Origin of the sequence: Methylopila henanensis, assembly GCF_042681025.1 — a bacterium.
Classification (GTDB): Bacteria; Pseudomonadota; Alphaproteobacteria; order Rhizobiales; family Methylopilaceae; genus Methylopila; species Methylopila henanensis.
Genome location: NZ_JBHUER010000003.1, coordinates 1 through 26,330 on the forward strand (window position 1 = coordinate 1; position 26,330 = coordinate 26,330).

The 26,330-nt window shown below is 71.4% G+C and carries 24 protein-coding genes; 3 read left to right on the forward strand and 21 right to left on the reverse strand.

What is annotated here, in order from left to right:
- The 3 genes from ACFSCV_RS04670 to ACFSCV_RS04680 form a co-directional block, all read right to left on the reverse strand.
- A partial coding sequence (locus ACFSCV_RS04670) for an AAA family ATPase (protein ID WP_378797483.1) occupies window positions 1-1,991 on the reverse strand: 1,991 nt, incomplete at its 3' end.
- Between the two features lie 42 nt (window positions 1,992-2,033).
- Window positions 2,034-2,705: a DsbA family protein gene (locus ACFSCV_RS04675; RefSeq protein WP_378797485.1), complete on the reverse strand. Its 672-nt coding sequence runs from the start codon at window positions 2,703-2,705 to the stop codon at window positions 2,034-2,036.
- Between the two features lie 137 nt (window positions 2,706-2,842).
- Window positions 2,843-3,361, reverse strand: a complete 519-nt coding sequence (locus tag ACFSCV_RS04680; RefSeq protein ID WP_378797487.1) for a DUF721 domain-containing protein — start codon at window positions 3,359-3,361, stop codon at window positions 2,843-2,845.
- A gap of 61 nt (window positions 3,362-3,422) precedes the next feature.
- On the opposite strand from ACFSCV_RS04680, the gene mutY reads away from it, so the two are divergent.
- Window positions 3,423-4,535 (forward strand): A/G-specific adenine glycosylase, encoded by a 1,113-nt coding sequence (gene mutY / locus ACFSCV_RS04685; RefSeq protein WP_378797489.1) that lies wholly within the window; start codon window positions 3,423-3,425, stop codon window positions 4,533-4,535.
- Window positions 4,532-5,695, forward strand: coding sequence for an MFS transporter (locus ACFSCV_RS04690; RefSeq protein WP_378797491.1), 1,164 nt, complete (start codon window positions 4,532-4,534; stop codon window positions 5,693-5,695). The genes mutY and ACFSCV_RS04690 overlap by 4 nt, the downstream gene beginning before the upstream one ends.
- On the opposite strand, the gene ACFSCV_RS04695 is transcribed toward ACFSCV_RS04690, so the two are convergent.
- From ACFSCV_RS04695 to ACFSCV_RS04710, 4 genes are all read right to left on the reverse strand, one after another.
- Window positions 5,692-6,822 (reverse strand): site-specific DNA-methyltransferase, encoded by a 1,131-nt coding sequence (locus ACFSCV_RS04695; protein ID WP_378797493.1) that lies wholly within the window; start codon window positions 6,820-6,822, stop codon window positions 5,692-5,694. The two genes, ACFSCV_RS04690 and ACFSCV_RS04695, sit on opposite strands and share 4 nt — an antisense overlap.
- A gap of 106 nt (window positions 6,823-6,928) precedes the next feature.
- Window positions 6,929-7,582, reverse strand: coding sequence for a ribonuclease HII (locus ACFSCV_RS04700; protein ID WP_378797495.1), 654 nt, complete (start codon window positions 7,580-7,582; stop codon window positions 6,929-6,931).
- A 49-nt stretch (window positions 7,583-7,631) separates the two neighbouring features.
- The gene (locus tag ACFSCV_RS04705) at window positions 7,632-8,063 is read right to left on the reverse strand and encodes a VOC family protein (protein ID WP_378797497.1); all 432 of its coding nucleotides are present in this window, start codon (window positions 8,061-8,063) and stop codon (window positions 7,632-7,634) included.
- Between the two features lie 52 nt (window positions 8,064-8,115).
- Window positions 8,116-9,270 (reverse strand): PA0069 family radical SAM protein, encoded by a 1,155-nt coding sequence (locus ACFSCV_RS04710; RefSeq protein ID WP_378797499.1) that lies wholly within the window; start codon window positions 9,268-9,270, stop codon window positions 8,116-8,118.
- A gap of 40 nt (window positions 9,271-9,310) precedes the next feature.
- On the opposite strand from ACFSCV_RS04710, the gene ACFSCV_RS04715 reads away from it, so the two are divergent.
- Window positions 9,311-10,066 (forward strand): glycosyltransferase, encoded by a 756-nt coding sequence (locus ACFSCV_RS04715; RefSeq protein WP_378797501.1) that lies wholly within the window; start codon window positions 9,311-9,313, stop codon window positions 10,064-10,066.
- A 22-nt stretch (window positions 10,067-10,088) separates the two neighbouring features.
- Here the strand turns inward: ACFSCV_RS04715 and moaB are convergent, their stop codons facing one another.
- The 14 genes from moaB to ACFSCV_RS04785 form a co-directional block, all read right to left on the reverse strand.
- On the reverse strand, window positions 10,089-10,646 hold the full coding sequence (moaB, locus tag ACFSCV_RS04720; protein ID WP_378797503.1) for a molybdenum cofactor biosynthesis protein B: 558 nt from the start codon (window positions 10,644-10,646) through the stop codon (window positions 10,089-10,091).
- Between the two features lie 369 nt (window positions 10,647-11,015).
- The gene (locus tag ACFSCV_RS04725) at window positions 11,016-11,315 is read right to left on the reverse strand and encodes a DUF2218 domain-containing protein (protein WP_378797505.1); all 300 of its coding nucleotides are present in this window, start codon (window positions 11,313-11,315) and stop codon (window positions 11,016-11,018) included.
- A gap of 101 nt (window positions 11,316-11,416) precedes the next feature.
- The gene (locus ACFSCV_RS04730) at window positions 11,417-13,804 is read right to left on the reverse strand and encodes a TonB-dependent receptor domain-containing protein (RefSeq protein WP_378797507.1); all 2,388 of its coding nucleotides are present in this window, start codon (window positions 13,802-13,804) and stop codon (window positions 11,417-11,419) included.
- A 100-nt stretch (window positions 13,805-13,904) separates the two neighbouring features.
- The gene (locus tag ACFSCV_RS04735; protein WP_378797509.1) at window positions 13,905-14,873 is read right to left on the reverse strand and encodes a FecR family protein; all 969 of its coding nucleotides are present in this window, start codon (window positions 14,871-14,873) and stop codon (window positions 13,905-13,907) included.
- A 73-nt stretch (window positions 14,874-14,946) separates the two neighbouring features.
- Window positions 14,947-15,501, reverse strand: coding sequence for an RNA polymerase sigma factor (locus tag ACFSCV_RS04740; protein WP_378797511.1), 555 nt, complete (start codon window positions 15,499-15,501; stop codon window positions 14,947-14,949).
- A gap of 205 nt (window positions 15,502-15,706) precedes the next feature.
- The gene (locus ACFSCV_RS04745; protein ID WP_378797513.1) at window positions 15,707-16,465 is read right to left on the reverse strand and encodes an iron ABC transporter ATP-binding protein; all 759 of its coding nucleotides are present in this window, start codon (window positions 16,463-16,465) and stop codon (window positions 15,707-15,709) included.
- Window positions 16,462-17,415: an iron chelate uptake ABC transporter family permease subunit gene (locus tag ACFSCV_RS04750; protein ID WP_378797515.1), complete on the reverse strand. Its 954-nt coding sequence runs from the start codon at window positions 17,413-17,415 to the stop codon at window positions 16,462-16,464. The genes ACFSCV_RS04745 and ACFSCV_RS04750 overlap by 4 nt, the downstream gene beginning before the upstream one ends.
- Window positions 17,412-18,380 (reverse strand): ABC transporter permease, encoded by a 969-nt coding sequence (locus ACFSCV_RS04755; protein ID WP_378797517.1) that lies wholly within the window; start codon window positions 18,378-18,380, stop codon window positions 17,412-17,414. The genes ACFSCV_RS04750 and ACFSCV_RS04755 overlap by 4 nt, the downstream gene beginning before the upstream one ends.
- A complete protein-coding gene (locus ACFSCV_RS04760) occupies window positions 18,377-19,282 on the reverse strand; it encodes a siderophore ABC transporter substrate-binding protein (RefSeq protein ID WP_378797519.1) in 906 nt (301 codons plus the stop codon). Before ACFSCV_RS04760 ends, ACFSCV_RS04755 begins: the two co-directional genes overlap by 4 nt.
- A gap of 82 nt (window positions 19,283-19,364) precedes the next feature.
- Window positions 19,365-20,201, reverse strand: a complete 837-nt coding sequence (locus ACFSCV_RS04765) for a sugar phosphate isomerase/epimerase family protein (RefSeq protein WP_378797521.1) — start codon at window positions 20,199-20,201, stop codon at window positions 19,365-19,367.
- Complete coding sequence (locus ACFSCV_RS04770) at window positions 20,198-21,496, reverse strand: DUF6005 family protein (protein WP_378797523.1); 1,299 nt, start codon at window positions 21,494-21,496, stop codon at window positions 20,198-20,200. Before ACFSCV_RS04770 ends, ACFSCV_RS04765 begins: the two co-directional genes overlap by 4 nt.
- Window positions 21,493-22,761, reverse strand: a complete 1,269-nt coding sequence (locus ACFSCV_RS04775) for an AMP-binding protein (RefSeq protein ID WP_378797525.1) — start codon at window positions 22,759-22,761, stop codon at window positions 21,493-21,495. Before ACFSCV_RS04775 ends, ACFSCV_RS04770 begins: the two co-directional genes overlap by 4 nt.
- Window positions 22,758-24,470 (reverse strand): IucA/IucC family protein, encoded by a 1,713-nt coding sequence (locus ACFSCV_RS04780; RefSeq protein ID WP_378797527.1) that lies wholly within the window; start codon window positions 24,468-24,470, stop codon window positions 22,758-22,760. The genes ACFSCV_RS04775 and ACFSCV_RS04780 overlap by 4 nt, the downstream gene beginning before the upstream one ends.
- The gene (locus ACFSCV_RS04785; protein ID WP_378797529.1) at window positions 24,454-26,244 is read right to left on the reverse strand and encodes an IucA/IucC family protein; all 1,791 of its coding nucleotides are present in this window, start codon (window positions 26,242-26,244) and stop codon (window positions 24,454-24,456) included. The genes ACFSCV_RS04780 and ACFSCV_RS04785 overlap by 17 nt, the downstream gene beginning before the upstream one ends.
- Between the last annotated feature and the right edge of the window lie 86 nt (window positions 26,245-26,330).

Consider the following 26,330-nt stretch of genomic DNA (forward strand, 5'->3'; position numbering starts at 1 on the left):
CGGCGGGCCTCGTCGACGACCAGCCGCAGCCGGTCGGCCTCGGCGCGGGCGGCGGCCGCTTCGCGCTCCACCGTCCCAAGCCGGTTCTTCTCCTGCAGCCGGCGCGCGGCGGGGGTCGGCGCGTCGGCGCCGAGCGTCAGACCGTCCCAGCGCCAGAGGTCGCCCTCGCGGCTGACGAGCCGCTGGCCGACCGCAAGGCTCCTGCGTAGCCGCTCGCCGTCGGCGCGGTCGACGACGCCGATCTGCGCCAGCCGCCGCGCGAGCTCCGGCGGCGCGACCACATGGACGCCAAGCGCGGTGACGCCGGCGGGAAGCGCAGGGTCGGCCGCGTCGGCTTCGGCGCCCGCCCAGCGGATCGGCGCCCGCGGGTCGATCGCGGCGTCGAGATCGTCACCGAGCGCGGCCCCGAGCGCGGTCTCGAAGCCGCGGTCGACAACGAGCAGTTCGAGCGCCGCCGGGAACGCTCGGCCGGCGTCGGTCGCCAGCAGTTTGGCGAGGGTGCGGGCTTCGGACGAGGCGCGCTCGGCGCGGGCGTTGGCCTGCGCCGCCGGGCCGCGCGCGGCGGATTCGTCGGAGCGCGCGCGGACATGGGCGGCCTCGGCGGCCTCCGCGGCGCGTTCCGCTTGCCCGGCGCGGGCGCGCGCTTCCTCGGCCCGGAGCGCGAGCGCGTCGGCGTCGCCGAGCGCGCCGGCTTCGCGCGCAAGCGTAGCGGCCTCGCGAGCAAGCGCCTCGGCCTCGCGCGCAAGGGCGTCGCGGCGCGCCGACGCGTCGTCGCGGCGCCGGGCGAGATCCCGGCGCTCGGCGAGCCGTGCCGCGGCTTCGGCCGTCGCCGTGGCGACCGCGGCCTCGGCCTCGGCGAGGCGGTTTTCGGCGGCCTCAAGCCGCGCCGTGACCTCCGCGCGAGCGGCGTCCGTGATCGAAGGGTCGTCGGATCCAAGCGCGGATTCGGCTTCGGCGAGCCGCGACAGGCTCGCGGCGGCGTCCTCGGCGAGGGCCGCTTCGCGGGCGAGGTCGCCGTCGATCTGGGCGATCTGGCGCGCAAGTTCGTCGAGGCGGGAGCGCGCCCGCGCCTCCTCGCCTTCGAGCGCCGCGGCCTCCTGCGCGAGCCGCAGCCGCTCCGCCTCCGCGTCCGCCGCCGCGGAACGCGCGGGCCCGAGCGCATGGGCCGCCACCGCTTCGGCGCGCGCGGCCTCGCCCTGTTCGCGCATCGCTGCGCCCACCGCCGCCACCGCAGCCGCCTCGGCGGACGCGGCCTCGGCCTCGGCGACGGCCGCCGCCTGGTGGTCGACCACCAGCGCGACGCTCTCCATCGAGCGAATCTCGTCGGTCAGGGCGCGGTAGCGCTCGGCGGTCTTCGCCTGCCGGCGCAGCGCCTCGCCGCGCTGGTCGAGCTGGCCGAGCACGTCCTCGACGCGGGCGAGGTTCTGCTCGGCGCCGTCGAGCCGCTGCTCGGCCTCACGGCGGCGCTGGTGCAGGCCGGCGATGCCGGCGGCCTCCTCAAGGATGCGGCGGCGCTGCTCCGGGCGGGCGTTGATGATCTCGCCGACGCGGCCCTGGCCGACGAGCGCCGGCGAGCGCGCGCCGGAGGAGGCGTCGGCGAACAGCAGCTGCACGTCGCGGGCGCGCACCTCGCGACCATTGATCCGGTAGGTGGAGCCGAGCCCGCGCGCGATCCGGCGGCTGACCTCGATCTCGTCGGAGCCGTTGAAGGGCTCGGGCGCGGTGCGGGCCGAATTGTCGAGGGTGAGCGTGACTTCGGTGTGGTTGCGCGCCGGCCGGCCGCCGCTGCCGGCGAAGATCACGTCCTCCATCCCGGAGGCGCGCAGGGATTTGAACGAGCTTTCGCCCATCACCCAGCGCATGGCCTCGACGAGATTGGACTTGCCGCAGCCGTTGGGGCCGACGATGCCCGTCAGCCCCGGCTCGATCGGCGCGTCCGTCGGCTCGACGAAGGTCTTGAAGCCGACGACGCGGAGCTTGGTGAAGTTCATCGCCGCGCCTCACGGGCGCGAGGGAAGGTCAGGCCCGTACGATCAGGCCTTGAGCAGAGGCTCCAGGATCTTCTCCAGGTCCTCAAACTTGATCGCCCCGCGATGGATCTTGCCGTTGATGAAGAAGGTCGGGGTGGAATTCACTCCGAACTTCTCCGCGCCGCGCTGGCGCACCCAGTTCACACCGTCCAGCATCTCCTGATTCGTCAAGCAGGACTCGAAGCTTTCTTGTGTGAAGCCGAACTGCTTGCTGATGTTCTGCAGGCCGGCGACCGGATCGTTGGAGTAGGCCCATTCCTTCTGCTTGGCGAACAGCGCGTCCACCACGGGGAAGAATTTGTCCTGGCCGGCGCAGCGGGCGAGCATGAAGCCCGCCGCCGCCAGCGGATCGAGCGGGAACTCGCGTAGCACGAAGCGCACCTTGCCGGTGTCGATGTAGTTCGCCTTGAGCTTGGGGAAGGTCTCGGCGGCGAAGACGGCGCAGTGTCCGCAGGTCATCGAGGCGTATTCGATGATGGTGACCGGAGCGTCGTCCTTGCCTTCCACGTTCTCGCCCAGCGGGCCCGCGACCGCGAGCTCGTCGGCGCTCGGCGCCTGAGCTGCGGCGGCCGCCACGAAGCCGAAGCGCGGCTCCAGCAGCAGGGCGGCGGCGGCGGCCGCGCCCATGGTCGTCACGGCTGCGGTCTCAAGAAAGCGGCGGCGGTTCAGGATCACAGGCGGCGTCCTCGGTCATGCGCCACGTCGGGCAGCGGTCTCGCATCGGAGCGTTCAGCGGGCGCGCAAGGTCGACCCGAAGTCCGTTATTCGCAAGCGGAATGTGGCGGGAGCATGCTCGCCGCTCACGCGAGGCCTCACGCTCGCGTGACGCGCCGGCGGGCGAGCACGGCTTTCCCGAGCCGGTCGAGCGCTTCGGCGAGCGCCGGCTCGTCGACGCCCGCCGCCGCCGCGCGGACGCGCGCCTCCTCCTCCGGCGTGGCGGGGGGAGGCGGTTCCGGCTCGGCGCGCCTCGCCCGCTTGAAGCCCGAGATCGGACCCTGCCGCAGCCGCAGCGCGCCGACGCAGGCCCAGCCGAGATGGGCGTTCACCCGTGCGAGGATGTCCGGCGTCCGGTGCTGCACTTCGAGCGCGAAGGCGCCCTCGACCCGAATCAGCAGCGTGGAGAGCGGCGGCGGCGCGTCGGGGTCCGGCGCCTGGCCGCGCGGAGGGGCGCTGAGCTTGACCGGCACCGAGCAGGCCGCGATCTCCGGTCCGACGATCGTCGCCCAGCGCGCCACGATCTCCGCGCCGGCGAAGCCCTGACGCGCCACCGCCGGCCCGAGCGCCTTCGGCGCAAGTTCCGACAGCGCGGCGGCGCGGCGGGGCGTTTTCATCCGGACGTGCTCCCGTTAGGCTGCCGGCGACATGACCTTCCGACAGTCCCGAGTCTAGGCCTTGGCGCCTTCCGCCGAAACCCTGCGCGCGCCGGAGCCGGCGGCGCTGCTCGCCTGGTACGACCGCAACCGTCGCCGCCTGCCGTGGCGGGCGGAGGCGGGCGAGCGCGTCGATGCGTACCGGGTCTGGCTGTCCGAGATCATGCTGCAGCAGACCACCGTGAAGGCGGCGGGTCCGTATTTCCTGCGGTTCCTCGCGCGGTTCCCGGACGTTCGCGCGCTCGCCGCGGCGCCGCTCGACGACGTGCTGAAGCTGTGGGCGGGGCTCGGCTATTACTCCCGCGCCCGCAACCTGCACGCCTGCGCGCAGGCGGTGGTCGAGCGGCACGGCGGCCGCTTTCCCGCGCGCGAGGCTGAGCTGCTCGCGCTGCCGGGCGTCGGGCCCTACACGGCCGCCGCGATCGCCGCGATCGCCTTCGACCAGCCTGCGGTCGTGGTCGACGGCAATGTGGAGCGCGTGGTCGCGCGGCTGTTCGCGGTCGAGGAGGCCATGCCGGCGGCCAAGCCGAAGCTGCGCGCGCTCGCCGCGACGATCGCCCCGGCGGAGCGGCCCGGCGATTTCGCCCAGGCCACCATGGACCTCGGCGCCACCATCTGCACGCCGAAGCGGCCGGCCTGCGCGCTCTGTCCGTGGGACGATCCCTGCCTCGCCCGCGCGCGCGCCGATCAGGACAGCTTTCCGCGAAAGGCCGCCAAGGCCGAGCGGCCCTCGCGCCGAGGCGTCGCGTTCTGGCTGGAGCGCGCGGACGGCGCCGTGCTGGTGCGCAGCCGGCCGCCGAAGGGGCTGTTGGGCGGCATGACCGAGACCCCGACCGGACGTTGGGCGGAGGACGTCGACCTCGCGGCTCCCGTCGCTGCGCTCGCGGTCGAGGCCCCCGTCGCGGCGCGATGGCGGCGGTTGCCCGGCGCGGTGACGCATGTGTTCAGCCACTTCGCGCTCGAACTCGCGGTGCTGGCCGCGGAGGCGCCGATGACCCTCGCCGCGCCTCCCGGCGCCCGCTGGGCGGCGCGGAACGAGCTCGACGGCGAGGCCTTGCCCTCGGTGTTCCGCAAGGTCGTCGCGCTCGCGCGCGAAAACGCCCCATCCTCGTCCCGGACCGCCGCCAGCCGATGACCGCTCCGCAGACCGGCGCCGTCGATCGCCGCACGCTCACGCTCGCCCGGATATCGGTCGCGGCGATTTTCCTGGTTTCGGGCGCGGGCCTCGGCGTCTGGGCCGCGCATATCCCGCTGCTGAAAGCGGGCCTCGGGCTCGACGACGCCGGCCTCGGGTTCGTGCTGCTCGCGATGGGCGTCGGCGCGGTGCTTGCGATGCCGGTCACGGGGCTCGTGCTCCACCGATTCGGGGCCGCTCCGACCACGATCGTGGCGGGCGCGCTGTTCTCCGCGGCCGTCGCCCTGCCGCCGCACGCGCCGGGCGCCGCGGCGCTGATGGCGTCGGCCTTCATGCTCGGCGCCCTGATCGGCGGCCTCGACGTCGCCATGAACGCCCATGCGGCAGCGATCGAGAAGGCGCTCGGACGGCCGATCATGTCGTCCATCCACGCCTTCTTCTCGATCGGCGGACTGGCGGGCTCTGCGGGCGCCGGCGGCCTGATCGCGCTCGGCATGTCGCCGGCGGCGGGCATGGGCGCGGGGGCCGCCGCGCTGCTCGCGATCACGGCTCTCGCGGCGCTCAGGCTCTCCATTCCCGGCGGGAGCGCGGAGGAGGCGCACGGCCTCCGCCTGCCGAAGGGAGCGGTTCTGGGCCTCGGCGCGCTCGCGCTGCTCGCCTTCCTCGCGGAGGGCGCGATGATCGACTGGAGCGCGGTCTATATGAGCCAGGCGGTCGGCGCGGGCCCAGCGCTCGCGGCCTACGGCTACGCGGCCTTCTCGGCCGCCATGACGGCGGCGCGGCTGACGGGCGACCGCGTGGTGGGGCGGCTCGGTCCGTTGCGCACGGTGCAGGCGTCGGGCGTCGTCGCCGCCGCAGGCCTCGGCCTTGTGGTCGCGGCCCCCGCGCCGTGGGTCGCGCTCGCAGGCTTCGCGATCGCCGGTCTCGGCTTCGCCAATGTGGTGCCGGTGCTGTTCTCGGCCTCGACCCGCCTGCCGGGGGTGGCGCCCGGCGCCGCGCTCGCCATGGTCGCCACCATGGCCTATGGCGGCGGCCTGATGGGGCCGCCGCTGATCGGTTTTCTCTCGAACGCCTATGGCCTGCGCGCGGCGTTCCTGCTGCTGGTCGCAGCGGGGCTCGTCATCGCGCTCGGCGTCCGCCGCGCCGCTCCGCGGGCTTAGGCCGCGTCCCCGGCGCGGACGATCTCGCGCAGAGCGTCGATCGGGGCGAGCCCCGCGGCGGTCTCCATGTGCCAGAAGGTCCAGCCGTTGCAGGCTTCCGCGCTCTGGGCGATGGCGCCGATGCGATGGATCGAGCCGACGACGGAGCCGAGCGCCAGCGTCCCGTCCGCGCGCACGATCGCCTCATGGCGCCGCCTGGCGTCGGTCAGGCGCGCGCCGGCCTGGATCAGGCCGCGCTCCACCACGGTGGCGAAGGCGACCCGCGGGGCCTCCCGCTTCGCCGGCGCCGGGGCGATCGCCGCCGCGCTGTCCGGCGTGACCGCGTCGATCCGGGCCTGCGCCGCCGCGGCGTAGTCGCGGTCCCGCTCCACGCCGACGAAACGGCGTCCGAGCCGCTTCGCCACCGCCCCCGTGGTGCCGGAGCCGAAGAACGGGTCCAGCACCACGTCGCCGGGCTTCGAGGCCGCGAGCAGCACGCGCGCGAGCAGCGCCTCCGGCTTCTGGGTCGGGTGCGCCTTGCGGCCGTCGTCGCCCTTGAGCCGTTCTCCGCCGGAGCAGATCGGGATCAGCCAGTCGGAGCGCGGCTGGAGATCTTCGTTGCCGGCCTTCAGCGCCTCGTAATTGAAGGTGTAGCCCTTGGCGTCCGCGCCCCGCGCCGCCCAGATCAGGGTCTCGTGCGCGTTGGTGAAGCGCCGCCCGCGGAAGTTCGGCATCGGGTTGGTCTTGCGCCAGACCACGTCGTTCAGGATCCAGTAGCCGAGGTCCTGCAGCGCGGAGCCGACGCGGAAGATGTTGTGATAGCTGCCGATGACCCAGAGCGTGCCGGTCGGCTTCAGCACCCGGCGGACCTGCAGAAGCCAGGCGCGGGTGAAGGCGTCGTAGGCGGCGAAGCTCTCGAACTGGTCCCAGGCGTCGTCGACGGCGTCGACCAGGCTCTGGTCCGGCCGGCGCAGATCGCCCTGGAGCTGCAGATTGTAGGGCGGATCGGCGAAGACGAGATCGACCGAGGCCGGCGGCAGCTTCTCGAGTTCGGCGATGCAGTCGCCGATCAGGATCGTGTCGAGGGGAAGGGCCGGAGCCGAGGGTCGCTCGGCGGCGAGGGCCGCGCCGTTGCGCCGAAAAGCCATGAGATACGCTCCGTCCGTTACGCTGCTTAACGGCCGGATTCTCGGTTCGGTAACGTAAAGGCCGGGTCAAGGAAGACGGTAAACGGAACGTTGCGGCGGCGGTCGCTCACTCTGCGGCCGCCGCGAGCAGCGCCGCGACCGGCGCGAAGCCCCTGCGGTGGTGCGGGCAGGGGCCGAGCGCGGCGAGCGCCGCCAGATGCTCCGGGGTGCAGTAGCCCATGTGACGCTCGAAGCCGTAGCCGGGGGCGTTCACGGCGACGCGCCGCATCATCCGGTCGCGGACGACCTTGGCGACGATCGAGGCCGCGGCGATGGAGAGAACCTGCGCGTCGCCGGCTATCACAGCCTCGCCGCGGCAGGCGAGCCCCGGCGGGACGTCGCGTCCGTCGATCAGGGCGACGTCCGGTTGGGTCGCGAGACCGCCGAGCGCCTGACGCATCGCCCAGAGCGTCGCGCCGCGGATGTTCAACTGTTCGATCCGCGCCGTGGACGCCGAGACGAACGACACCGTGGAGGTCGCGAGGATGTTCTCGAACAGAGCTTCCCGCCGCTGCGCCGACAGCGCTTTCGAGTCGGCGAGGCCGGCCGGAATACGATCGGGATCGAGAATGACGGCCGCGGCGACCACCGGTCCCGCAAGCGGTCCCCGTCCGGCTTCGTCGACGCCGGCGACCGGGCCGCAGCCCGCGGCGATCAACGCGCGCTCGCGTTCGAAGGTCGCGACATACGGCGTCGGGCGGGGCGGCTTCAGCGGCGGCATCGATCGGCTCGGACAGGCGTTACGGGAGACATCGGCAGGGATTGGCCCGTCATTCGGGGGCGCGCAAGCGGCCGGCGTCGTCGAAAGGGAAGCCCGGATTGTGCGCGATCTCCCAGAGGTGATCGTCGGGGTCGGCGGCGTAGCCGGAGTAGCCGCCCCAGAAGGTCTTCTCGGCGGCCTTGATCAGCTTTCCGCCGGCCGCGACGATCCGGACGATCGCCTTGTCCACGTCCGCTTCGGAGGCGAGGTTCCACGCCAGCGACAGCCCGCGAAAACCATCGCCTTCGGACGGAAGCTGCGCGTCGGCGGCGAGCGCGGCGCGGCTGTAGACCGACAGCACCGGCCCGCTGGTGTTGAAGAACGTCACGTTTGCGTTGCTGTCCCGCGCGGCCTTCAGCCCGAGCGCCTCGTAGAAGGCGGTCGAGCGCGCGATGTCGGCGACGCCGAGCGTGACGAGCGTGAGATTGAGGGGAAGCGGCATCCGGCGCCTAGGCTCGAGGGGTGTGTTGACGATGACCCCTGCTCATAGTGAGTCACACGTTAACGCGCGCCGCCGGTTTGTCATCGAAAAGCGACAACTGCTCGCCGGCCTGCCCCTTACGAGGCGGGGGCGTGAACAGATCGGTGCGCAGCCTCAGATGCCGCCGGTCGAGTCCGAGCCGCCGCGAGGCCAGTTCGAAGCGGCGGCCGATGGTCCAGGCGGTGACGCCTTCCCCGGTCTGCCGCACGCCCCACCCCGAATCGTAGAGCTTGCCGCCGCGGGTCTCGCGCACGATCGACAGGATTCGGCGCATCTTCGCGGGATGTCGCTCCATCAGCCATTCGCGGAACAGGTCCTTGATCTCGTCCGGCAGGCGAAGCAGCACATAGCCGGCCTCGGTCGCGCCGGCGGCCTTGGCGGCTTCAAGCAGGCGGTCGATCTCGTGCTCGTTGAGCGACGGAATGATCGGCGCGGTCAGGACGGTCACGGGCACGCCCGCCTGGGCGAGCCGCGCGACCGTTTCGAGCCGCCGGGCGGGCGTCGGCGCGCGGGGCTCCATATCTCGCGCGAGCGTCGGGTCGAGGGTCGTGATCGAAACGGCGACCTTCGCAAGCCCCTGCGCCGCCATGCGCCCGAGGATGTCGAGGTCCCTGAGCACAAGCGCCGATTTGGTCACGATGCCCACGGGATGCCGGGTCTCCTCCAGCACCTCGAGAATCTGCCGCGTCAGCCGGTGCGTCCGCTCGATCGGCTGGTAGGGATCCGTGTTGGTCCCGAGCGCGATCGTGCGCGGCTTGTAAGACGGCGCCGAGAGCTCGCGGCGCAGCAGTTCGGCGACGTTCGGCTTCGCCGTCAGCCTGGTCTCGAAATCGAGCCCCGGCGACAGCCCGAGATAGGCGTGCGTCGGCCGCGCGAAGCAGTAGACGCAGCCATGCTCGCAGCCGCGATAGGGATTGATCGAACGGTCGAAAGCGATGTCCGGCGACTGATTGCGGGTGATCGCGGTGCGCGCGGTCTCGAGCGCGACGTCGGTGCGGAACGCCGGCGCCTCGGCGAGGCTCTCCCAGCCGTCGTCCTCCTCGACGCGGGCGTAAGGCTCGAAGCGGCCGCTGGCGTTGGAGACCACGCCCCGCCCGCGCCGCCGCGCCGGGTCGACGATCGGCGGAGCCGCGTGTGGGGGAGCGAAGGAGCGAGCAGTCTGGGCCATGACCAGAAGCTAAGAGAGCTTCTGGAACAAATCAAGAACGTTGTCGTCCGTACGCGACGCTTCGCCCGCGCAACGGCGCCACAGACTCCTGGCTTCCGCCGTGGTACACCTCCTGCTCATGCTGAGCGTGATCATTCCGACCCGCAATGACGAGCGCACTCTGGTGCCGACGCTGTCGTCCCTGGTGGCGGGCGCGGCGGACGGTGTCGTCCGCGACGTCACGCTTGCCGACGGCGGTTCAACGGACGGCACGCTGGAAATCGCCGATCTCGCGGGCTGCAACGTCGTAGGCGGTTTCGCCGATCGCGCCGGCCGGCTGAACGCTGCGGTCCGGCGCGCGAAATCGCAATGGATCCTGTTTCTGGAGCCGGGCGTCGTGCTCGGCGAGGGTTGGCGCCACGAGGTGCGGAGCTTCGTCGAGATGGTCGAGCGCCGGGGCGAGGAGAATCAGCGCGCGGCGGTGTTCGCATTCGGCCTCGACGGTTTCGGCGCGCGGGCGCGCGCCGTCGAGCGGCTGGCCGCCCTAAGTGCCGCGCTGACGGGCCTGCCGAAGCCCGAGCAGGGCCTGCTCATCCACGCCTCGCTCTATGCGCGCATCGGCGGCTTCCGGTCCATCCCCGCCATGGCGGAAGCCGATCTGATCCGACGCATCGGTCGCGGCCGCATCGTGCGGCTCAGGTCTTTGGCGCTTGCGCCGCGCCTGCGCCGTCCGTTCGCCGGGCCGAGGGCCGCGCTCGGCGCCGGCCTGCTGATGCTGCGGGTGCCGCCGCGGCTGGTGTCCCGGCTCTACAGCTAGGGATGTTCCCGCGGGCGCCGCGTCAGGCGGTGCGCAGCTTGCCGCGCTTCAGGTGCTCGTCGAGGCGGGGAAGAATTTCAACGAAATTGCACGGACGATGCCGGTAGTCGAGCTGGGCTTTCAGCACGCCGTCCCACGCGTCCCGGCAGGCGCCGGACGAGCCCGGCAGCACGAACACGAAGGTCTTGCCGGCGACGCCGGCGGTGGCGCGCGACTGCAGCGTCGAGGTTCCGATCACGCCGCTGGAATAGGCGTGAAACAGGTTTGAGAAGCCGTCCATCCGCTTCTCGAACAGCGGCTCCAGCGCGTCGGGGCTGACGTCGCGGCCTGTGAAGCCGGTGCCGCCGGTCGTCAGCACCACGTCGGTCGCAGGATCCGCCACGAAGGCGCACACCGCTGCGCGCAGCGCCTCGCGGTCGTCGCGCACGATCCGCCGGCCGGAGACGCGGTGGCCGGCCTCCGCGACGCGCCCCGCAAGCGTCGCGCCGGACGTGTCGTCAGCCTCCGTGCGGGTGTCGGAGACGGTGACGATCGCGACGCCGAGCGGCACGAAGGGGCGGGAGTCGTCGATACGGGACATGGATGCGGCCTCGGATGCGCTGCGCGGCGCGAGCCTAGGCCTGCGCGCCGCCTTTGTCGCCCCGCATGCTTCCGGCCCGCGCGTCTGCTGGTTAAGGTCTCGCCGTCTGGCGTTGGCCGGGCGAGCGTTACGGGAAGGATGCGCCGATGAAGGCCATAATGCTGGCGCCTGTCCTGATGCTGCTTGCGGGATGCGCGGGGGCCGATCCGAGCCGCGACGCTGACCGTTGCGCGGCGGCGGGAGCCCGGCCGGGCTCCGAGGCCGAAAGGGCGTGCGTGGAGCGTCTCGCGCAAGAGCGCGCCGACCGAACCCGGCGCGCCGCGAACGCGATCCCGATCCGCGGGTTCGGGCCGCTCTGAGCCGGTCTCCTCAGGCCTCGCCGTCGCGCCAGCCATAGGCCAGCGGCGCTTCCCGGAAGGCGAAGCGGTCGAGATGGCGGACGACGACGTCCTTCGCCAGCTCAAGATCCTCGGGCGACGCCGCCTCGATGCCGACGTCCAGCGTCTCTGGCTGGGCGACGAGCGTCACCACGGCGTCGTTCAGCAGCACGATGCGGGCGGAATCGCCGTTTTGCGCGACCTCCAGCTTGTGGCTCCAGTGCTTGCAGAGCTGAGCCACGTAGCGAGCGCCGTTCGCGGTCGGCACGCGGGCCCCTTCGGTGACGGGCATCGTAAAATCCTTTCGGCTGTTTCCGGTCCATTCGGCGTCGAACGAACACGCCTACGCCAGCGGAGGCGTGTCGCGTCACTGCAAAACGAGAGGTCCGTCATTCAGAACTTGACCTGTGCGGTCATCAGGAACGCGCGGCCCGGCTCGAACAAGGGCGTGACGTTGTTGAACTCGCTGCCGTAGGACGCTCGGCTCGAATAGTTCTCGTCGAAGATATTCGTCACGTCGAGCCGCAGCGTCGTTTCGTATTTGAACCTCGGCCTATATTCGATGAAAGCGTTGACGATCTCGTAGGCGGGATAGGCGGGATAGCGATCGCCGCGCGGCTTTTTGGGGGTGATCGTTTCTGGATTGATCGCCGTCCGCCTGTACGTGGGCGCGATCTCGACGTCGCCGCCGACGGTGACGTTCCAGTCGACGAAGGTGTGCGCGGCCGAAATGGTGATGATGTCGCCCACGGGGGTCGCGATGTAGTTGCCGGTGTCCGAGTCGCCGCGACGGCCGTCGATATCGACGTCGATATGCGCGTACTTCACGCGCACGAAGCCCGTCTTCCACTCATAGCCGACGCCTAGCTCAAAACCGCGCGTGTCCAGATCGGGCGCCCAGGTTGCGCCAGGGACCGTCGCTTCGCCGTAGGGCGGGTGATAGCTGTTCGAGAACTTCGCGTTGCGGGCGTTCTCGATCTGCGTTCTGAAGAGCGAGCCCTCGACGGTGAATCCGTCGCGCCGCACCATCAGACCTGCGGAATAGTTGTCGGACGTCGTCGCGTTGAGGTCTTTCCCGCTGCCGCCGGCGTAATCCCAGGCCGGATTTATGATGAAGTTTTCTGCGAGCGGAACGCCGGCCCAGACGTGGGAGTAGCCGGCCTTCGCCGTCAGCAGGTCAGCGATCAGGTCATATTCGCCGGACGCGTTTACGCTGACGCCGCCGTGGTCCTTCTTCGCGCCGTCGCTGTCGCTCGATCCTCGGAACCACTGGCGATCGCCGCGCGCGCCGAACGACACGCGCGTCCGGTCGAACAGCTCCAGCCTCGCCTGGGCGTAGGCGCCGAGGTTGGTCATCCGTTCGTCGGCGCCGTCGAAGCGGTCCCTGAGATCGGCGCGATCATTGCGGAAGTCGACGCCTGCGGTGACGCTGCCGAACGCGAAGGCGAACTTGTTCTCGATCCTGCCGTTGAGCGTGCTCGTCACGCCGGTGGAATCGTAGCTGTAGAAGAAACTGCCCGTGTCGGGATCGCGGGGGTAGGTGGGCACTTTCACTTTCGTGGAGCCGTAAGCCAGCACGACCTTGGGATCGAACCACCCTTCGGGCGAGATCATGCTGTAGTGCAGGATCGCGTTCTGGCGCTCGAGGCGGAACGGCCGGGTTGGAGGCTCCGGAGTGGCGCCGTCCGGCAGCGGGCGCACGACCCGCCCGGCGTTGGGGCGAAACGGCCGGATGGCGTCGTCGAGCACCCGCTGGTAGCTCGCCTCGAAGCGGTGGCCTTCCGCGCTTTCGTAGGCCAGCTTGCCAAGACCGCTCAGCAGGTCGGTCGCGGTGCCGCGCATCTTGTCGTCGCCGCCGTTCTCGTAGCGTCCGCCTTTCTCCCAGTTGAGGTAGCCGAGCGCCTCGAAACCGTTCTGCTTGCCGTAACCGGTGACGGACGTTCCGAACACGCCGCCGTTCGAATTGAACGTGCCCTTCACGACGCCGCCGACGCCCTCGCGGTCGTGGCCGAGCAGGTCCGCAACATCTTTGGTCTCGTAAGCGATCGAGCCTGCGAGAGCGCCGAAGCCGGCGTTGGCCGGAGCCACGGACGGGTCGACGCGCGCCTGCTTCAGAAGGCCGGGATCGATGTAGGTCGTGGCGTTGTGGTGGAAGACCTTGTTGTTCTGCGCCGCGCCGTCGATCGAGACGGCGAGGTTGGTCTCCTCAATGCCGCGGACATAGACCTTCTGCGACAACGGGATCGAGGAACCGACCTGCACGCCTGGCTCGCCGCCGAACAGGTCCTTGACGTCCTGCGGGTTCTTGCGCGCGATGTCGGAGGCGGTCACGACGAACGAGCCGGGCGCGCCGCTCGGCGCGTCCTCGGCGCCTTCGCCCGTGACGGTGATTTCTTCGAGCGGCGTCGCCCCGCCCGCAAGCTGGACCGGCGCGAGCGGTTCGTTGAGGGGATACAGCGTCGCGGCGCTCGGAGTGCTGAAGGAGTGGACGAGGCCGCTGCCCTCGAGCATCCGGCGCAGCGCTGTGTCGGCGTCGAGCTGGCCCGAGACCGACCGTGATCGGCCGGTGAGCCGTTGAGCGCTGGGGCGCAGGATCTGCACGCCGGTCAGTCGGGTGTAATCGGCGAACGCGGAGAGCAGCGGTTTCGCCGGAATGTCGAAGGTATAAGTCGCCCCGGCTTCGGTCTGCGCGTTCGCAGCACCGGCCGCCGCCAGCGACGCTGCGGTTGCGAGCAGGGGCGCGCTTGCCCACAGCAGCGCCGCTCGCCTCAGGAGTTTCATGGTCGCCAAGGCCCCGTCGCGCACGGGCCGCGCGCTCGCGGCTCCCAAAGCGGAAACGGGCAATGCCGGTCGACCCCGTAAAAATTCCGATCGGAATTGTTCAGCGGTAGAGCACCGTCGCGACGCCGGGCAGCGACATGGCTTTGAGGCCAAGGCCGGCGCGCATGGCCTCGACGATCGCGTCGGGGTCGTCGGCCCGGAAGACGCCCGACAGCCGCAGGGCGGCGAGCTTCGGGTCCGGAATGAGCAGGCGGCCGGGCTCCAGCCGGGCGAGTTCTGTCGCCACGTCGGCCAGAGGCGCGGCGTCGAGAACGATGAGGCCGTGGCGCCAGGCGAGCGCGACGCCCGGATCCACCATCGTCGGCGGCTCGAGCGCGCCGTCTGAGGCGAGCGCAGTGCGTTGGTTCGCGGCTAGGCCGACGGTCTGCGCGCCCCTGACCATCACCAGCACCGAGCCATGGTCCACGACCACGCTGCCGGCGTCGCGGTCGATGGCGAACCCGGTGCCAAGCACGCGCGCCTGGATCGCTCCGGCATGGACGATGAACGGTCTGGCCGGGTCGGGCGCCACATCGAACCACGCCCGTCCGCGCAGCAGCGTCACGTCGCGCGCGGCCGGCGCGAACGAGGCGTCGAGAGCGCTGTCGCCATCGAGATAAAGCCGCGTGCCGTCGGAAAGCACGACCTCAAGCCGCTCGCCCGGCCGGGTGGCGTGATCCGCGAAGGCGCGATCGATCAATCCGGCGTCGCGCCAGATCGCGAGGCAGGCAAAGCCCGTGGCCAGAAGCGCGGCCGCGATCGCGGCCGTTCTACGTTTTCGACGGCGCGGCGGAGTGATCTCGCGGTGCCACCCGCTCGCGCCGAGACGGTTGGCGGGGGCCTCAAGCCGGTCCCACAGATCGCGGGTCTCGCCGATGGCGTCCGCGTGCGCCGGATCGGCGTCGAGCCAGGCGCGAAACGCCCGCCGGTCGTCGTCCGTCGCGAGCGGGTTGTTGAGGCGCACGAACCAACCGGTCGCTTCGCGCGCAGCGCGGTCGGCGGAATCGCCGTCTGACTCGGTGCGGATCATGCTTTGAGGTCGTCCCCGGAACGCTCGGCTCAGTCTATATACCGGAACGTTTCTGGAGTTGGACGTCCTCAAATTATCCGCGACGGCGGCGCCAGCTGCGGCAGAACTCGATCGCAGAGATCATGTCCTTCTCGACCGTCGAGACCGAGACGCCGAGCATCCGCGCGATCTGCGGGTAACTCACCTCGTCCACGCGGCTGAGGAGGAAGATGCGCCGGGTCCGCTCGGGCAGCGCCTGGAGCGCATCGAGAAGGTCGCCCAGCTCTTCGCGGCGTGCGGCCGCGTCGTCGGGCGCGACGGGCCCCGCCGCAATCTGCTCCGGGCGCATCTGGTCGGCGTAGGCCGCGCGTACGCGATCCGAGCGCATGACGTCGCGCGCGAGGTTCTGGGCGGTGCGCACGAGAAGACCGACGTCGGCGGAGCCGATGTCGCGGCCGCTGAGCTTGACGAAAGCATCCTGCACCACGTCCTCGGCCACGTCGGCGCTGCCGACGATCCGGCGCACCAGACGGCGAAGACGCGCGCGTTCCGTCACATAGAGCTTACGAAGCTCGCCGCCCGGACGAGCGCGTTCCTGGGCGCCGGAACCATAGCCAAAAGCTGCGATGTCTGAGGCGTGCTGCTTCATGATGTTCAAGTAGACTGGAACAATTCGAAAATATAATGCTCACACCTCTGCGAAGAACGGGATTTCCTAAGCCCTGTCAATTTCTTTATGCAAACTAGAATTGTAATAAATCAGAGTAGGCCGATTGGCTCGTGCGCGGAGAGCGCGTTCGCGCCGCAGGATTGCGCGCCGCGACCGAATGCCGCCTCGGTCTCCCAAGCCGCGGTCAGAGGTGGTGCAGAGCGACCGGTCGACCGTCGATCGTCGTGACGCGGATGCGGTGTCCGAAGACGCGTTCAAGCGTTTCCGGCGTCATCAGCTCGGCGGGCGGACTGTCAGCGACCACGCGGCCGTCCTTCATGGCAATGATGCGGTCAGCGTAGGCGGCGGCGTGGTTGATGTCGTGCAGCACCGCCACCACGGTGCGCCCACGTTCGTCCGCCGCTGCGCGCAGGCGGCGCATCAGGTCGCGAGCGTGGAACATGTCGAGATTGTTCAACGGCTCGTCGAGCAGCAGGCAGGGCGTGTCCTGACAGAAGGCCATGGCGATGAGCGCCCGCTGGCGCTGCCCGCCGGACAGCGTCTCCACGAACCGCTCGGCGAACGAGTCGAGGCCGAATGCGGCGAGCGAGGCCGCCACGCACGCGCGGTCATCCTCCCCGAGGCGTCCCCGGCTGTGCGGGAAGCGGCCGAAGGCCACCAGCTCCCTGACGCGAAGCCGGCTCGCCACGCCGTTGTCCTGCCGCAGGATGGCGAGAACTTTTGCGAGTTCCGCGCCCGGGGTGGAGTCGACCGCGTGGCCGCCGACCGTTATGCGGCCCGCCTGAAGCGGCTGTAGGCGTCCGATCAGCGACAGCAGCGTGGACTTGCCAGCGCCGTTCGGCCCGACGATCGCGGTCACGCCGCCCGATGGCAGCTCCAGAGAGACGTCGCGCAGGATTTCGGTTCCGCCGCGGGCGAAGGAGACGTTCTCGATACGGATCATCGTCGACGGCTTTCCGCGAACAGCAGGGCGAGGAACAGCAGCCCGCCCGCGAATTCGACCACGATGGCGAGCGCCGAGGCGCCGCCCAGTCCGTGCTGCAACGTCGCCTGTCCGCCGACCAGCACGACGATGGCGGTCAGCGCCGCGGCGGGCAGCAGTACCGCGTGCCGGCGGGTGTTCACCAGTCGCTCCGCCAGGGCGACGACCAGAAGGCCGACGAACACCATGGGTCCCACCAGCGCCGTCGAGACCGCGACCAGCGCGGCCACCAGCGCGAGCAGTCCTGCGACGGTCCGGCGCCAGTCGACGCCCAGCGCGGTCGAGGCGTCCTGACCGAGCGCCAGCACGTCGAGCACGTGGCGCACGCGCCAGACGACGGCGCAGGCCGCGATGGTCATGACGGACGCAACGGCCAGCAGATCGCCGCGCACGGCGTTGAAGCTCGCGAAGCTCGCGCCGCTCGCGATGGCGAAGTCGTTCGGGTCGATCACCCGGGCCAGCAGCGATGACAGGCTGCGCAGCAGCACGCCGAGGACGACGCCTGAAAGCAGCATCAGCGTCATGTCGAGCCGGGCCCGCAGCATGGGCAGGAACAGCGCGAGCGCCATCGCGGTCATCAGGGCGGTCTCGCCGGCGAACTTCGCGCGCGGGTCGAGCGTCGCGAAGCCGAGGCCTCCGAGCGCGAACACCAGCCCGATCTGGACGAAGCCATAGAGGGCGTCGAGGCCCATGACGGACGGCGTCAGGATCCGGTTGCCGGTGACGGTCTGGAACACGACGGTCGAGGTCGCGATCGCGACCCCGACGCAGACGAGCGCCAGCAGGCGCGCGCCGCGCAGTTCCAGCGCGAAGCCGATGTCGCCGCGCAGGTTGAGCGCCAGAAACGCCGCGGTCGCAAGCAGCGCGAGCGCGGCCAGCGCCGCGAGCGCGAGGGGGGCGCGTTCGGTCATGCCCGACGCCCGAACAGCAGCCACAGGAACAGCGCTGCGCCGACGGCGCCGAGAATGGTCCCGACCGGAATTTCGTAGGGGTAGCGCACGATACGGCCAAGGATGTCGCAGCTCAGCGTCAGCGCCGCGCCCGCAAAGGCCGTCCAGGGCGCGGCGCGGCGCAGATCGTCGCCCAGCGCGCGGGTGACGAGGTTCGGCGCCACCAGCCCGACGAAGGGGATCATGCCCACCACGACGACCGTCAGGGCGGACACCACCGAGACGATGACGAGGCCGAGCCGCATCATCGCCTCATAGTCGAGGCCCAGCCCGATGCTCACGTCGCGCCCGAGCGACAGGATCGTCAGCCGATCGGCCGCCCACCAGGCGAGAGCCACCATCGCCGCGCTCAACCACAGCAGCTCGTAGCGCCCGCGCAGGACGCCCGAGAACTCGCCGCGGGTCCAAATCTCGAAGAACTGGATCAGATCCGCCTGCCAGGCGACGAACATGGCGGCGGAGCCGAGCACGGCGCCGTAGATGAGCCCGAACAGCGGGACCAGGAACGGCTGGTTCGGCGGCAGGCGGTGCGCGACCGCGAGAAACACCGAAGTGCCGGCGAGCGCCGCGGCGGCTGCGCCCGCGGTCTTCACCGGCAGCGAGGACGACGGCCACAGCAGGGTCATCAGCAGCACGCCGGCGGCGGCGCTCTGGTCGGTGCCGGCGGTGGTGGGTTCGACGAAGCGGTTCCGCGCCAGCGCCTGCATCACAAGCCCTGCGACGGCGAGCCCCGCGCCGGCGAGCACGGCGGCAAGCGTCCGCGGCAGGCGGCTGGCGAACACGAGCCGCCACGCTTCCGGGTCGTGCGTAAGTCGGGATAGCGAGACGTCGCCCACTCCGACGACGAGGCTCGCCACGAACAGAAGCGCGAGCGCCCCGCCGGCGGCGAGGCCAGGACGCGTCAGGCGGGCGGCGATCGCGGTCATTCCGCGCCGGAGAAGGCTTTCGTCAGCCGCGCCAGCACTCTGCCGGTCGCCTGCACGCCGCCGGCGGCGACGTAGACGTCGGCCGCGGGCAGGTACACGACCTGCTTCTTCTTCCACGCCGTGGTTCCGGCCACGAGCTCGTTGTCGAGCGTGGCCTTGGCGTTCTGGTCGTTCGCGCCGATCGCCGCGGCCCGGTCGATGACGATCAGCCAATCGGGGTTCGCCTTGGCCACGAATTCGAACGAGACGGATTCGCCGTGCGGCGTCGATTGGGAGCCGCCGATGGCCGAGGTCAGGCCGAGCGAGGTCAGCATCCAGCCGAAACGGGAGTTCGCGCCGTAGGCCGTGATCTTCGGCCCGTTGGTCATCAGGATCAGCGCCGAGCCTTTGCCGGCCGCCGCCTCGCGCGCCTTTGCGACGGCCGCGTCCAGCTCGGCCTTGGCCGCCGCGGCCTCCGCTTCCTTGCCGAACAGCGCGCCGTAGGCGGCGAGCCGTTCCTCGGCCTGCGCGATCAGGTCGGCCCCGGTGATGGTCATGTCGATCGTCGGCGCCACCCGGCGGGTCGCCGCTGCGCGCGGCGAGGAGCGGCTGCCGACGATGACGAGGTCCGGCTCCGCGGCGTTCAACGCCTCAAGGTCCGGCTCGAACAGCGTGCCCACGGGGGCGGCCTTCGCGGCGATCTGCTTGAACTCGGGCAGGTAGAGCTGGTTCGGCACGCCGACCGGCGTGACGCCGAGGCGTTCGAGCGTGTCGAGGGCCGCGAGGTCGAACACGGCCACCCGCTTCGGCGGCGCGTTGAACGACGCCGGCCCGGTCGCCGTCTTGATCTCGACGGCGGCCGCGGGGAGGGCGACGAGGGCCAGAGCGAGGGCGGAGAACAGCGATCGCATCGTCAGGGTCATGGTCGCGGGGCGTCCGGATTGCGTTGCGCGCGTCCTAGGACGGAAGCAAGCTCCGACGCCAGACGCAACGCCGTGTATAGCGTCAGCTCCCGCCGACCGCGACGGCCGCGCTCTGGCCGCTCCGGCTTTCGAGCAGCCGGCGGTCGCGGGCGAGCACGTCGAAGCCGTCGTCGCCGAACCATTCGAGCGACGCCTCCGCGTCGGCGTCGAGCTCCGGGAGGAAGCCGTCATAGTCGAACGCGCCGTCGAACAGCGGCGTCATGCCCTCGCGCCGGCCGGCCGCGGCGTAGACGTTGGCCGGCTCGAACACGCCGAGGTCCTCTCGGGTCCGAACGTTCTTGAGGTGATAGTGCCGGATCCACGGCCGGAGCGTCCGGTGCGCCTCGGCCGCGTCGTCGCCGCCCTCCCAGACGTGCAGGACGTCGAAATTGAGGCCGAGCGTGGCGTGGTCTATCTCCTCCACCAGCCGAAGGGTCGAGGCGAGGCTGTCCGCCAGCGTGTTGGGATGGGTCTCGACCAGCAGCCGGACGCCGTGATCGTCCGCGACCTCGCACATGAGGCGGAGCGCGGCGATGATCGCGCGGCGTTCCTCCGCCGAGGTCGAGCGGCTGCCGCGGGCGCCGGCGAAGGTGCGGATCTTGCCCGCCCGCCAGTGTCCGGCGAGGCGGCACAGCCGCTCGGCGCGCGCCTGTATCGCGGACCGCTCGCCCTCGGTCGGCAGATAGTCGCTCAGCATCGGCGTCGCGAGCCCGAAGCTCGCGAGCCAGTCGGCGTTGTAGAGTGGCGTCCTGGCGAGGTTGCGGGCGTGCGCGCCCCACAGCTCCACGCCGTCGAAGCCGTTCGCCCGCGCCCAGACCGCGATGTCCTTCAGCGACAGCAGGCAGTGCCGGAAGGTGATGGTGCAGAGCGAGACCTTCATGCGATCGCCCTTTCGGTTTGGGGAAGCGCCGGCAGGCCGGCGGCGTCGCGCCATTGCGCGAAAGCTTCGTCGAGGCGGCGCTTGATCGCGCTCTCCAGCCGGTCGTAGCGGTCGAGCTCCGCGAACAGCGGCGCGGCGAGGCTCCGATCTCCGGTCTCGACCAGCTTCAGCACCTGGAAATTGAGGCCCTTCAGGCCGAGCGCGAGCGTCTCGATGTCGTCGCACCAGACCTGGAATTCGGGGTCCGGCAGCTTGAGAGCGCGCCAGAGGAAGGCGAAGGCGTGCTCGTAGGCGTACTTCCGGATCGACAGCACCGGCAGCTCCTTCAGCGCCTCGGGGAGCGTCTGAAGCGTCAGGCCGCCGCGGCCGTCGAGATGGGCGGCGACGATCGTGCGGACCGCTTCGACCAGCGGGTTGCCGGTGGTCTGGCGACAGGTCGCGATGTAGGCGGCGAGGTCGGCGGGCCGCGCGGGGCGCAGGGCGGCGGCGTCGAAGACGTAGCCGCCGCCGACCGTCGGCTGGCGCACGGCGTTGAGCACCTTGGCCTTTTCGATCCGGCCTTCCCAGCGGAAGTCGGGGTCCAGCACCTCGAAGACGTCGGGATCGTCCTCGGCGTTCTCCAGCATGAGGTAATGCGGGAAGGGGTTCTGGTTGAACTTGTTCTCCCGTTCCGGCAGGTGGAACAGGTCCAGCATCACCATCACCCGCTCGTCCGGCGGGCGGCGGTCGACCAGGTCCAGCAGGGTCGCGACGTTGATTTCCTTCGATTTTTTCGGGTCGTACCACTCCCTAAGGGTCGCGCCGTAGAGCCGCTCGAACCAGCGCCGGAAGAAGGCGTGGCTCACCGTCGGGGCGTGGTAACGCAGGGTGAATTCCGGGGTTAAGGCGAAGTCGGCGTCGAACACCCCGAAATAGAACGCGCGGTGGTCGATCCCGCGCTCCTTCAGCGCGGCGCAGACGCAGCTCACGAAGCAGTGCACCTTGATGTCGACGTAGTCCTCGCCGTGAACCCCTTGGCCTTCCGGCGCTTCCGCCGCAGCCGCCGGGGCGCGTTCGCCCGCGAACAGGGCGGCGAGATCAGCGACCGTCGACAGCTCCTGCCGGATGATCGCCTCCTCCGGGGCGGCGAGCCCGAAGTGCAATTCGAGGTTAAGAAACAGGTGAAGCATCAGGATGCTGTCGAGGTAGAGGTCCTCGTTCAGCCGCGCCTCGGGTCCGAAGGCGTCCAGATGCGGCCGCTCCATGTGGTCGCGCAGCACGACCAGAACGGCCTCGACGATCTCGTCGCGGGTCATGACGCCGCTCCTTCCAATGCGGGGACGAGCCGGCCCTCGGCGTGGCGGGCGGCGATCTCGCGCCGGCTGACCTTGCCGTTGGCCTGACGGGGCACGGCGGGAAGCTGGATCACCTGCGCCGGCAGCTGGTGGCTCGCGAGGCGGCCGCGCAGCCAGTCCATCACCGCTGCGACGGGCACGGTCCCGCCGGCGCTGAAGACCAGACCGACGCGCTCGCCGGCGAAACGGTCCGCGAGCCGGAACGCCACCGCGTCGGCGACGCCGGGCATGGTCATCGCCACGTCCTCCACCTCCTGCGGATAGACGTTCAGGCCGGACACGTTGATGGTGTCGTCGAGCCGGGCGACGAACAGCAGCATGCCGTCGGGGCGCAACGCGCCGAGGTCGCTGGTGCGGACCTCGCCGGCGGGGCCGCGCACCAGGATCTCGGCCGGCGCGTCCGCGGTTCCGGCGGTCACCGCGAGATGGGGCAGGGGACGGCCCATGTCCTCGGGCGCGGCCATGTCGGGATTGACGGCGACGACGCCGGCCTCCGAGCAGCCGTACTGCTGGAACATGTGGCGGGTCCGGGCGCGGATGCGGTCGAACCACGCCGCCGGCAGCAGCGTGCCCGAGGTCATCGCCGCGTGCAGCGTCTCGTCCTTCGGCGCGAGCTGGGCCACGGTGTGCAGCACCGCGGGCGAGGCGTAGAGCAGCGGCCGGTCCGTCTCGCGCAGGCGCTTCAGCAGGTGCTTCGGGTTGCCGGGATCGACGAGAACGGGCGTGCGGCCGCGCTTCAGCGCCGCCAGCACGCCGCAGATCAGCCCGTAGGAGTGCGTCGTCGGGCAGGCCACGATCGGCGTCATGTCGTCGGGCTCGCGGAAGGTCGCGACGTAGGAGGAGAGCTCGCGCTCGATGTGCTCCCAGGGCCGCGCGACGCATTTGGGCGCGCCGGTGGTGCCGGAGCTCATCTGCAGCAGCATGCCGGGCGAGGGGGCGGCGTCCGGCAGCGCCTCGGGCTCGGCGGCGTGGTGCAGCAGCGCGTGGCAGCCGGCCGAGACCGCGAGCCGGCGCGCGGCGGCGTGGGGCGTCGCCGGATGGATCGGCAGCACGCTCGCGCCGACCGCGCGGATCGCGAAGAACAGGCCGAGCCAGTCCGCCGGGTCCGCCAGGCACACCGCGAAGCGGCGGCCGTCCGGATTTCCGAACTGGGCGATGGCGGCGTGCGCCGGCCCGGAGCGGGCGAGCTCCTCCGGGTCGAGCAGCCGGTCGTCGATCGCGATCATGACGCCTCCCGGGCGCGGGCGCCCGAAGGCGCGAAAATGTTGGGGACCGCGCGGCTGCGGGCCGAGCCCGGATCGAGCTTTCGCGCGAGCAGGCGCTCGACCGCGATCTCGGGCGCGGTGAAGCCGAGGCGGGCCTGCCGTGCGCCAAGCCCGTGCGCGGCGGCGTGGGTGTAGAGCGCCCGCTCGACGCGCCGCCAGAACTCGGCCTCCGGGAAGCCGTAGCGGCGCGCCAGCAGGTCCGAGACCTCGGTCAGGTTGAAGACGAACAGCGCGTCCATCACGAGCGCGCGCAGCTCCTCGACCGAGCTCATGACGAAATAGGCGTCCGGCGCGGCGTCGCGGTAGACGGGGTCGATGGCCCCGAAATCCGGGAAGGCGTCCGGCGCGGCCAGGAAGTCCGGCGTCACCTCCACGCTGTCGTGGAAGTCGCGGAGAATGACGCGCTCCGGCCAACCGCCGCGGTGGACGAGGACCATGTTCTGGCCGTGGGCCTCGGTCGCGACGCCATGAGCCGCGAGCATCCGCCAGACCGGCAGCGCCGCGACCTCGATCAGCCGGTCGACCCAGGCGGAGGCGCCGTGGCGGCGCAGCCAGCGGTCGATGAAGGGCGCGCCGTCCCGCTCCGTCGCCATCAGCGCGTTGAACGGGACCGCCTCCTCGCCGGGTTCGAGCAGCCCAGGGACGCTCTCGCGCCACAGCGCGGCGATCTGGCCGCCGAGCGGCCCGTCGCGGTCGACGACGATCCCGGCGTATTCGCGCTGGATCGCGAGCCGCCCGCTCAAGCCGGGATCGCCGGCGACGATTCCCGTGAGCCAGTCCGACAGCGCCGGCGCGACCGTGACCGAATGCGGCTCGATGGTCCTGAGCGCGGAGGTGTTGCCCATGTTCATGGCGAGCTTGACGTTCGCCCGCGCCGGATCGTCCACATTGGCGAGCGTGCGCACCGACTGGGTGGCGCGGTAGCGGGGGCCGGCCGGCCCCAGCGCGCGGATCGAGCCGTCCGCGAGCCGCGGCGCGAGCGCGCCGTCCTTCAGCGCCGCCCATTGCCACGGGTGGATCGGGCAGAGGCCGAAGCCGTCGGCGTCCGCGCCCGTTCGCCGGCGGTCGAGCTCGGCGAAGGTCTCCGGCCCGAACTCGCGCGCGAGGAAGGTCGCCTCGTCCGCGGGCAGCGCGGCGTCGATCCGTTCCGGCGAGACCGCGAGCCAGTGAAGCTGGAAGGTCGCGCCCGCCTCCGGCCCGAAGCGGCGGTGGTCGTCGTCGCTGAAGCCGGTGCGGGCCTTGAACGACGGGTGATAGGGGTGGCCCTCGTCGAGGGCCGCGTCGAGTTCGGAGAAGGCGAGGTCGCGGCGGTCGCCGCGGTGGACATGCGCGGCGTTCCAGCGGCAGAGCGCGACGGTGCGCGCAAGCTCACGGCCGAGTTCGCCCGCGTCGCCCGGCAGGGCGGACGCGAAGGCGTCGAGCCGGGCCGCGGCCCACACGCCGGCGCGGGACCGGACCTCGACCGAGCCCGGCCGAAGGCGCGGGCGTCCGAACGGGCCCGTCGCGCCCTGCGCGCGCCAGCGCAGGCCATTGAGCGTCCAGACGAAGCCGGCCGCGCCCTCGACCTGCATCGGGACGGCCTCGACCAGCTCCTCGTAGATCAGCGCCGCCGCGAGCTGGCGCACGACGCGCGCCTCGGCGTCCTCGGGCGCGTCACACCGCGACGGCATGGCCTTCTCCGCGGCGGGCCTCGGCGGCGAGTTCGAACAGCGGGTTCGGCATATGCGCGTAGACGGCCTGCTCGTCGCGGGTCTCCAGTTCGTCGATGTCGAGAAGGCGGGTGACGAGATTGGCCTTCGAGGTGATCGTCGGGCGCTCGAGCGCGTCGAGCGCGAAGTCGCGGCCGGCGCCGGTGAGCCGCCGCGACAGCCCGTCCAGCCGGCGGCCGAGCGCCTCCAGCAGGTCGTCCTCGCGGGCGAGCCCGTCATGGCCCATGCGGCTGATGACGGAGAACACCTGGTTGACGACGAGGTAGTAGCCGAAACGGCGCTGGATCTCGGCGTCTTCGTAATAGAGGCCGGAGATGTGGGCGGCCTCGGGCGCGAGGCGGTCGAGGCTCGGCCGGTAGGCCTCCGACAGGTAGAAGCCCTGGCTGTCGCGGTAGTGGCAGACGGTCGGCAGGCCCTGCGACACGTCGAGCACGACGTTCTGCTGGTGGGCCTCCAGCGCCACGCCGAGCGCGTCGTAGAGCTCGATGGGCGGCTCCAGCGCGCAGTCGAGATAGGCTTCGAACCAGACGGAGGCCGCCTGCGCGGGCCGGAGCCTGCGGTCGGCCGCGACCCGGCGCACCAGCGTCTCCAGCCGGGAGCGCTCGCCCGGCAGCGGGGCGGCGGTCAACGCCGCGATCGTCGCCACGCCGCGTTCATGGCCGGCCATGAACGGGTTCTGCCGGAAGATGACCTCGAAGCCGCTCTCGCTGCGGCCGGGAAGGTCGAGCGTCATCCAGGCCGGATCCTGGATGATGCGGAAGCGCGGGCGCGTCTGCAGCCAGCCGGAACGCTGGAACAGCCGCGCCATGGCGACGCCGGCGGCGAGTTCGTGGCGGCGGTTGACGCGCACCGAGTTGGTGATGCGGACCGGCAGCGAGAACTTGAGCATCCACGGTTCGCCGGGCGAGTAGACGGTGCGGACCGACGAGGTCGCGGCGAAGGCCGGGCCGGCGGGTCCGAGGCGGCGCAGCAGGCCGGCCTCTTCGAGTGCGCGCACGTCCGGATCGAGCAGCAGCGCCTCGGCCTGCAGCGGATGCATCGGCGCCGCGATCTCGTCGTCGGCGAGCGCCGGCGCGTCGGGGCCGGCGGCGAGCAGCGCGCGGGCGATGTCCGGCGCGACCGCTCCGCCGGCGCCGTCATGGCGCACGATCGAGGACTTGGCCGCGAAGAAGGCGAGGCGGAAGCTGCCCCGATGTTCGGGTGCGTAGGCCGGACGCTGCCAGTTCGTCATGCCCTGCAGGCTCTTCGGCGTCGGGTGCAGCCAGTGGCCGAAGGTCAGCGAGCGCTCGGCGGCGAGGAAGTCGTCGTCGGGGGCGGGCGCCGAGGCGCGGGCTTCGATGTTGGCCGCGATCGACTGGTAGCTGTCGAGCGCGCGGCCGAGCAGCTCTAGCTCCGCGCCGCGCAGCCGCTTCGCCTTGTCCTCGCCGAAGCGGCCATAGGCCTCGCGCAGCAGCGCGGCGAGCGCGTCGAGCGGGGCGACCGGGCGCCAGACGGCCTCCGCGCCGCGGCGCAGTACGGCGCGCCCGAAGCGGTGCGGCCCGCAGCGCGAGGCCGAGACCAGCTCCAGCCGCAACGCCGCCTGCTGCGAGGACAGCGTGAGTTCGATGCAGTCGACGGGCGCGCCCGGCTCGACCGGCCGGCGGCCGAAGGTCCCGGGGTCGATCTCCCGGAGGTAGCAGTTGACGAAGCTTTCCAGCGTCGCCTGTTCGGCGATCTCGCGCGCCGAGGGGATCATGAGATCGCCCCCGTCCCGGCGCGCGCTTCAGTGGCGTCGAAGTCGATATCGGTCATGGGCCTCGTCGCTCCGCGACCGCGATGCGG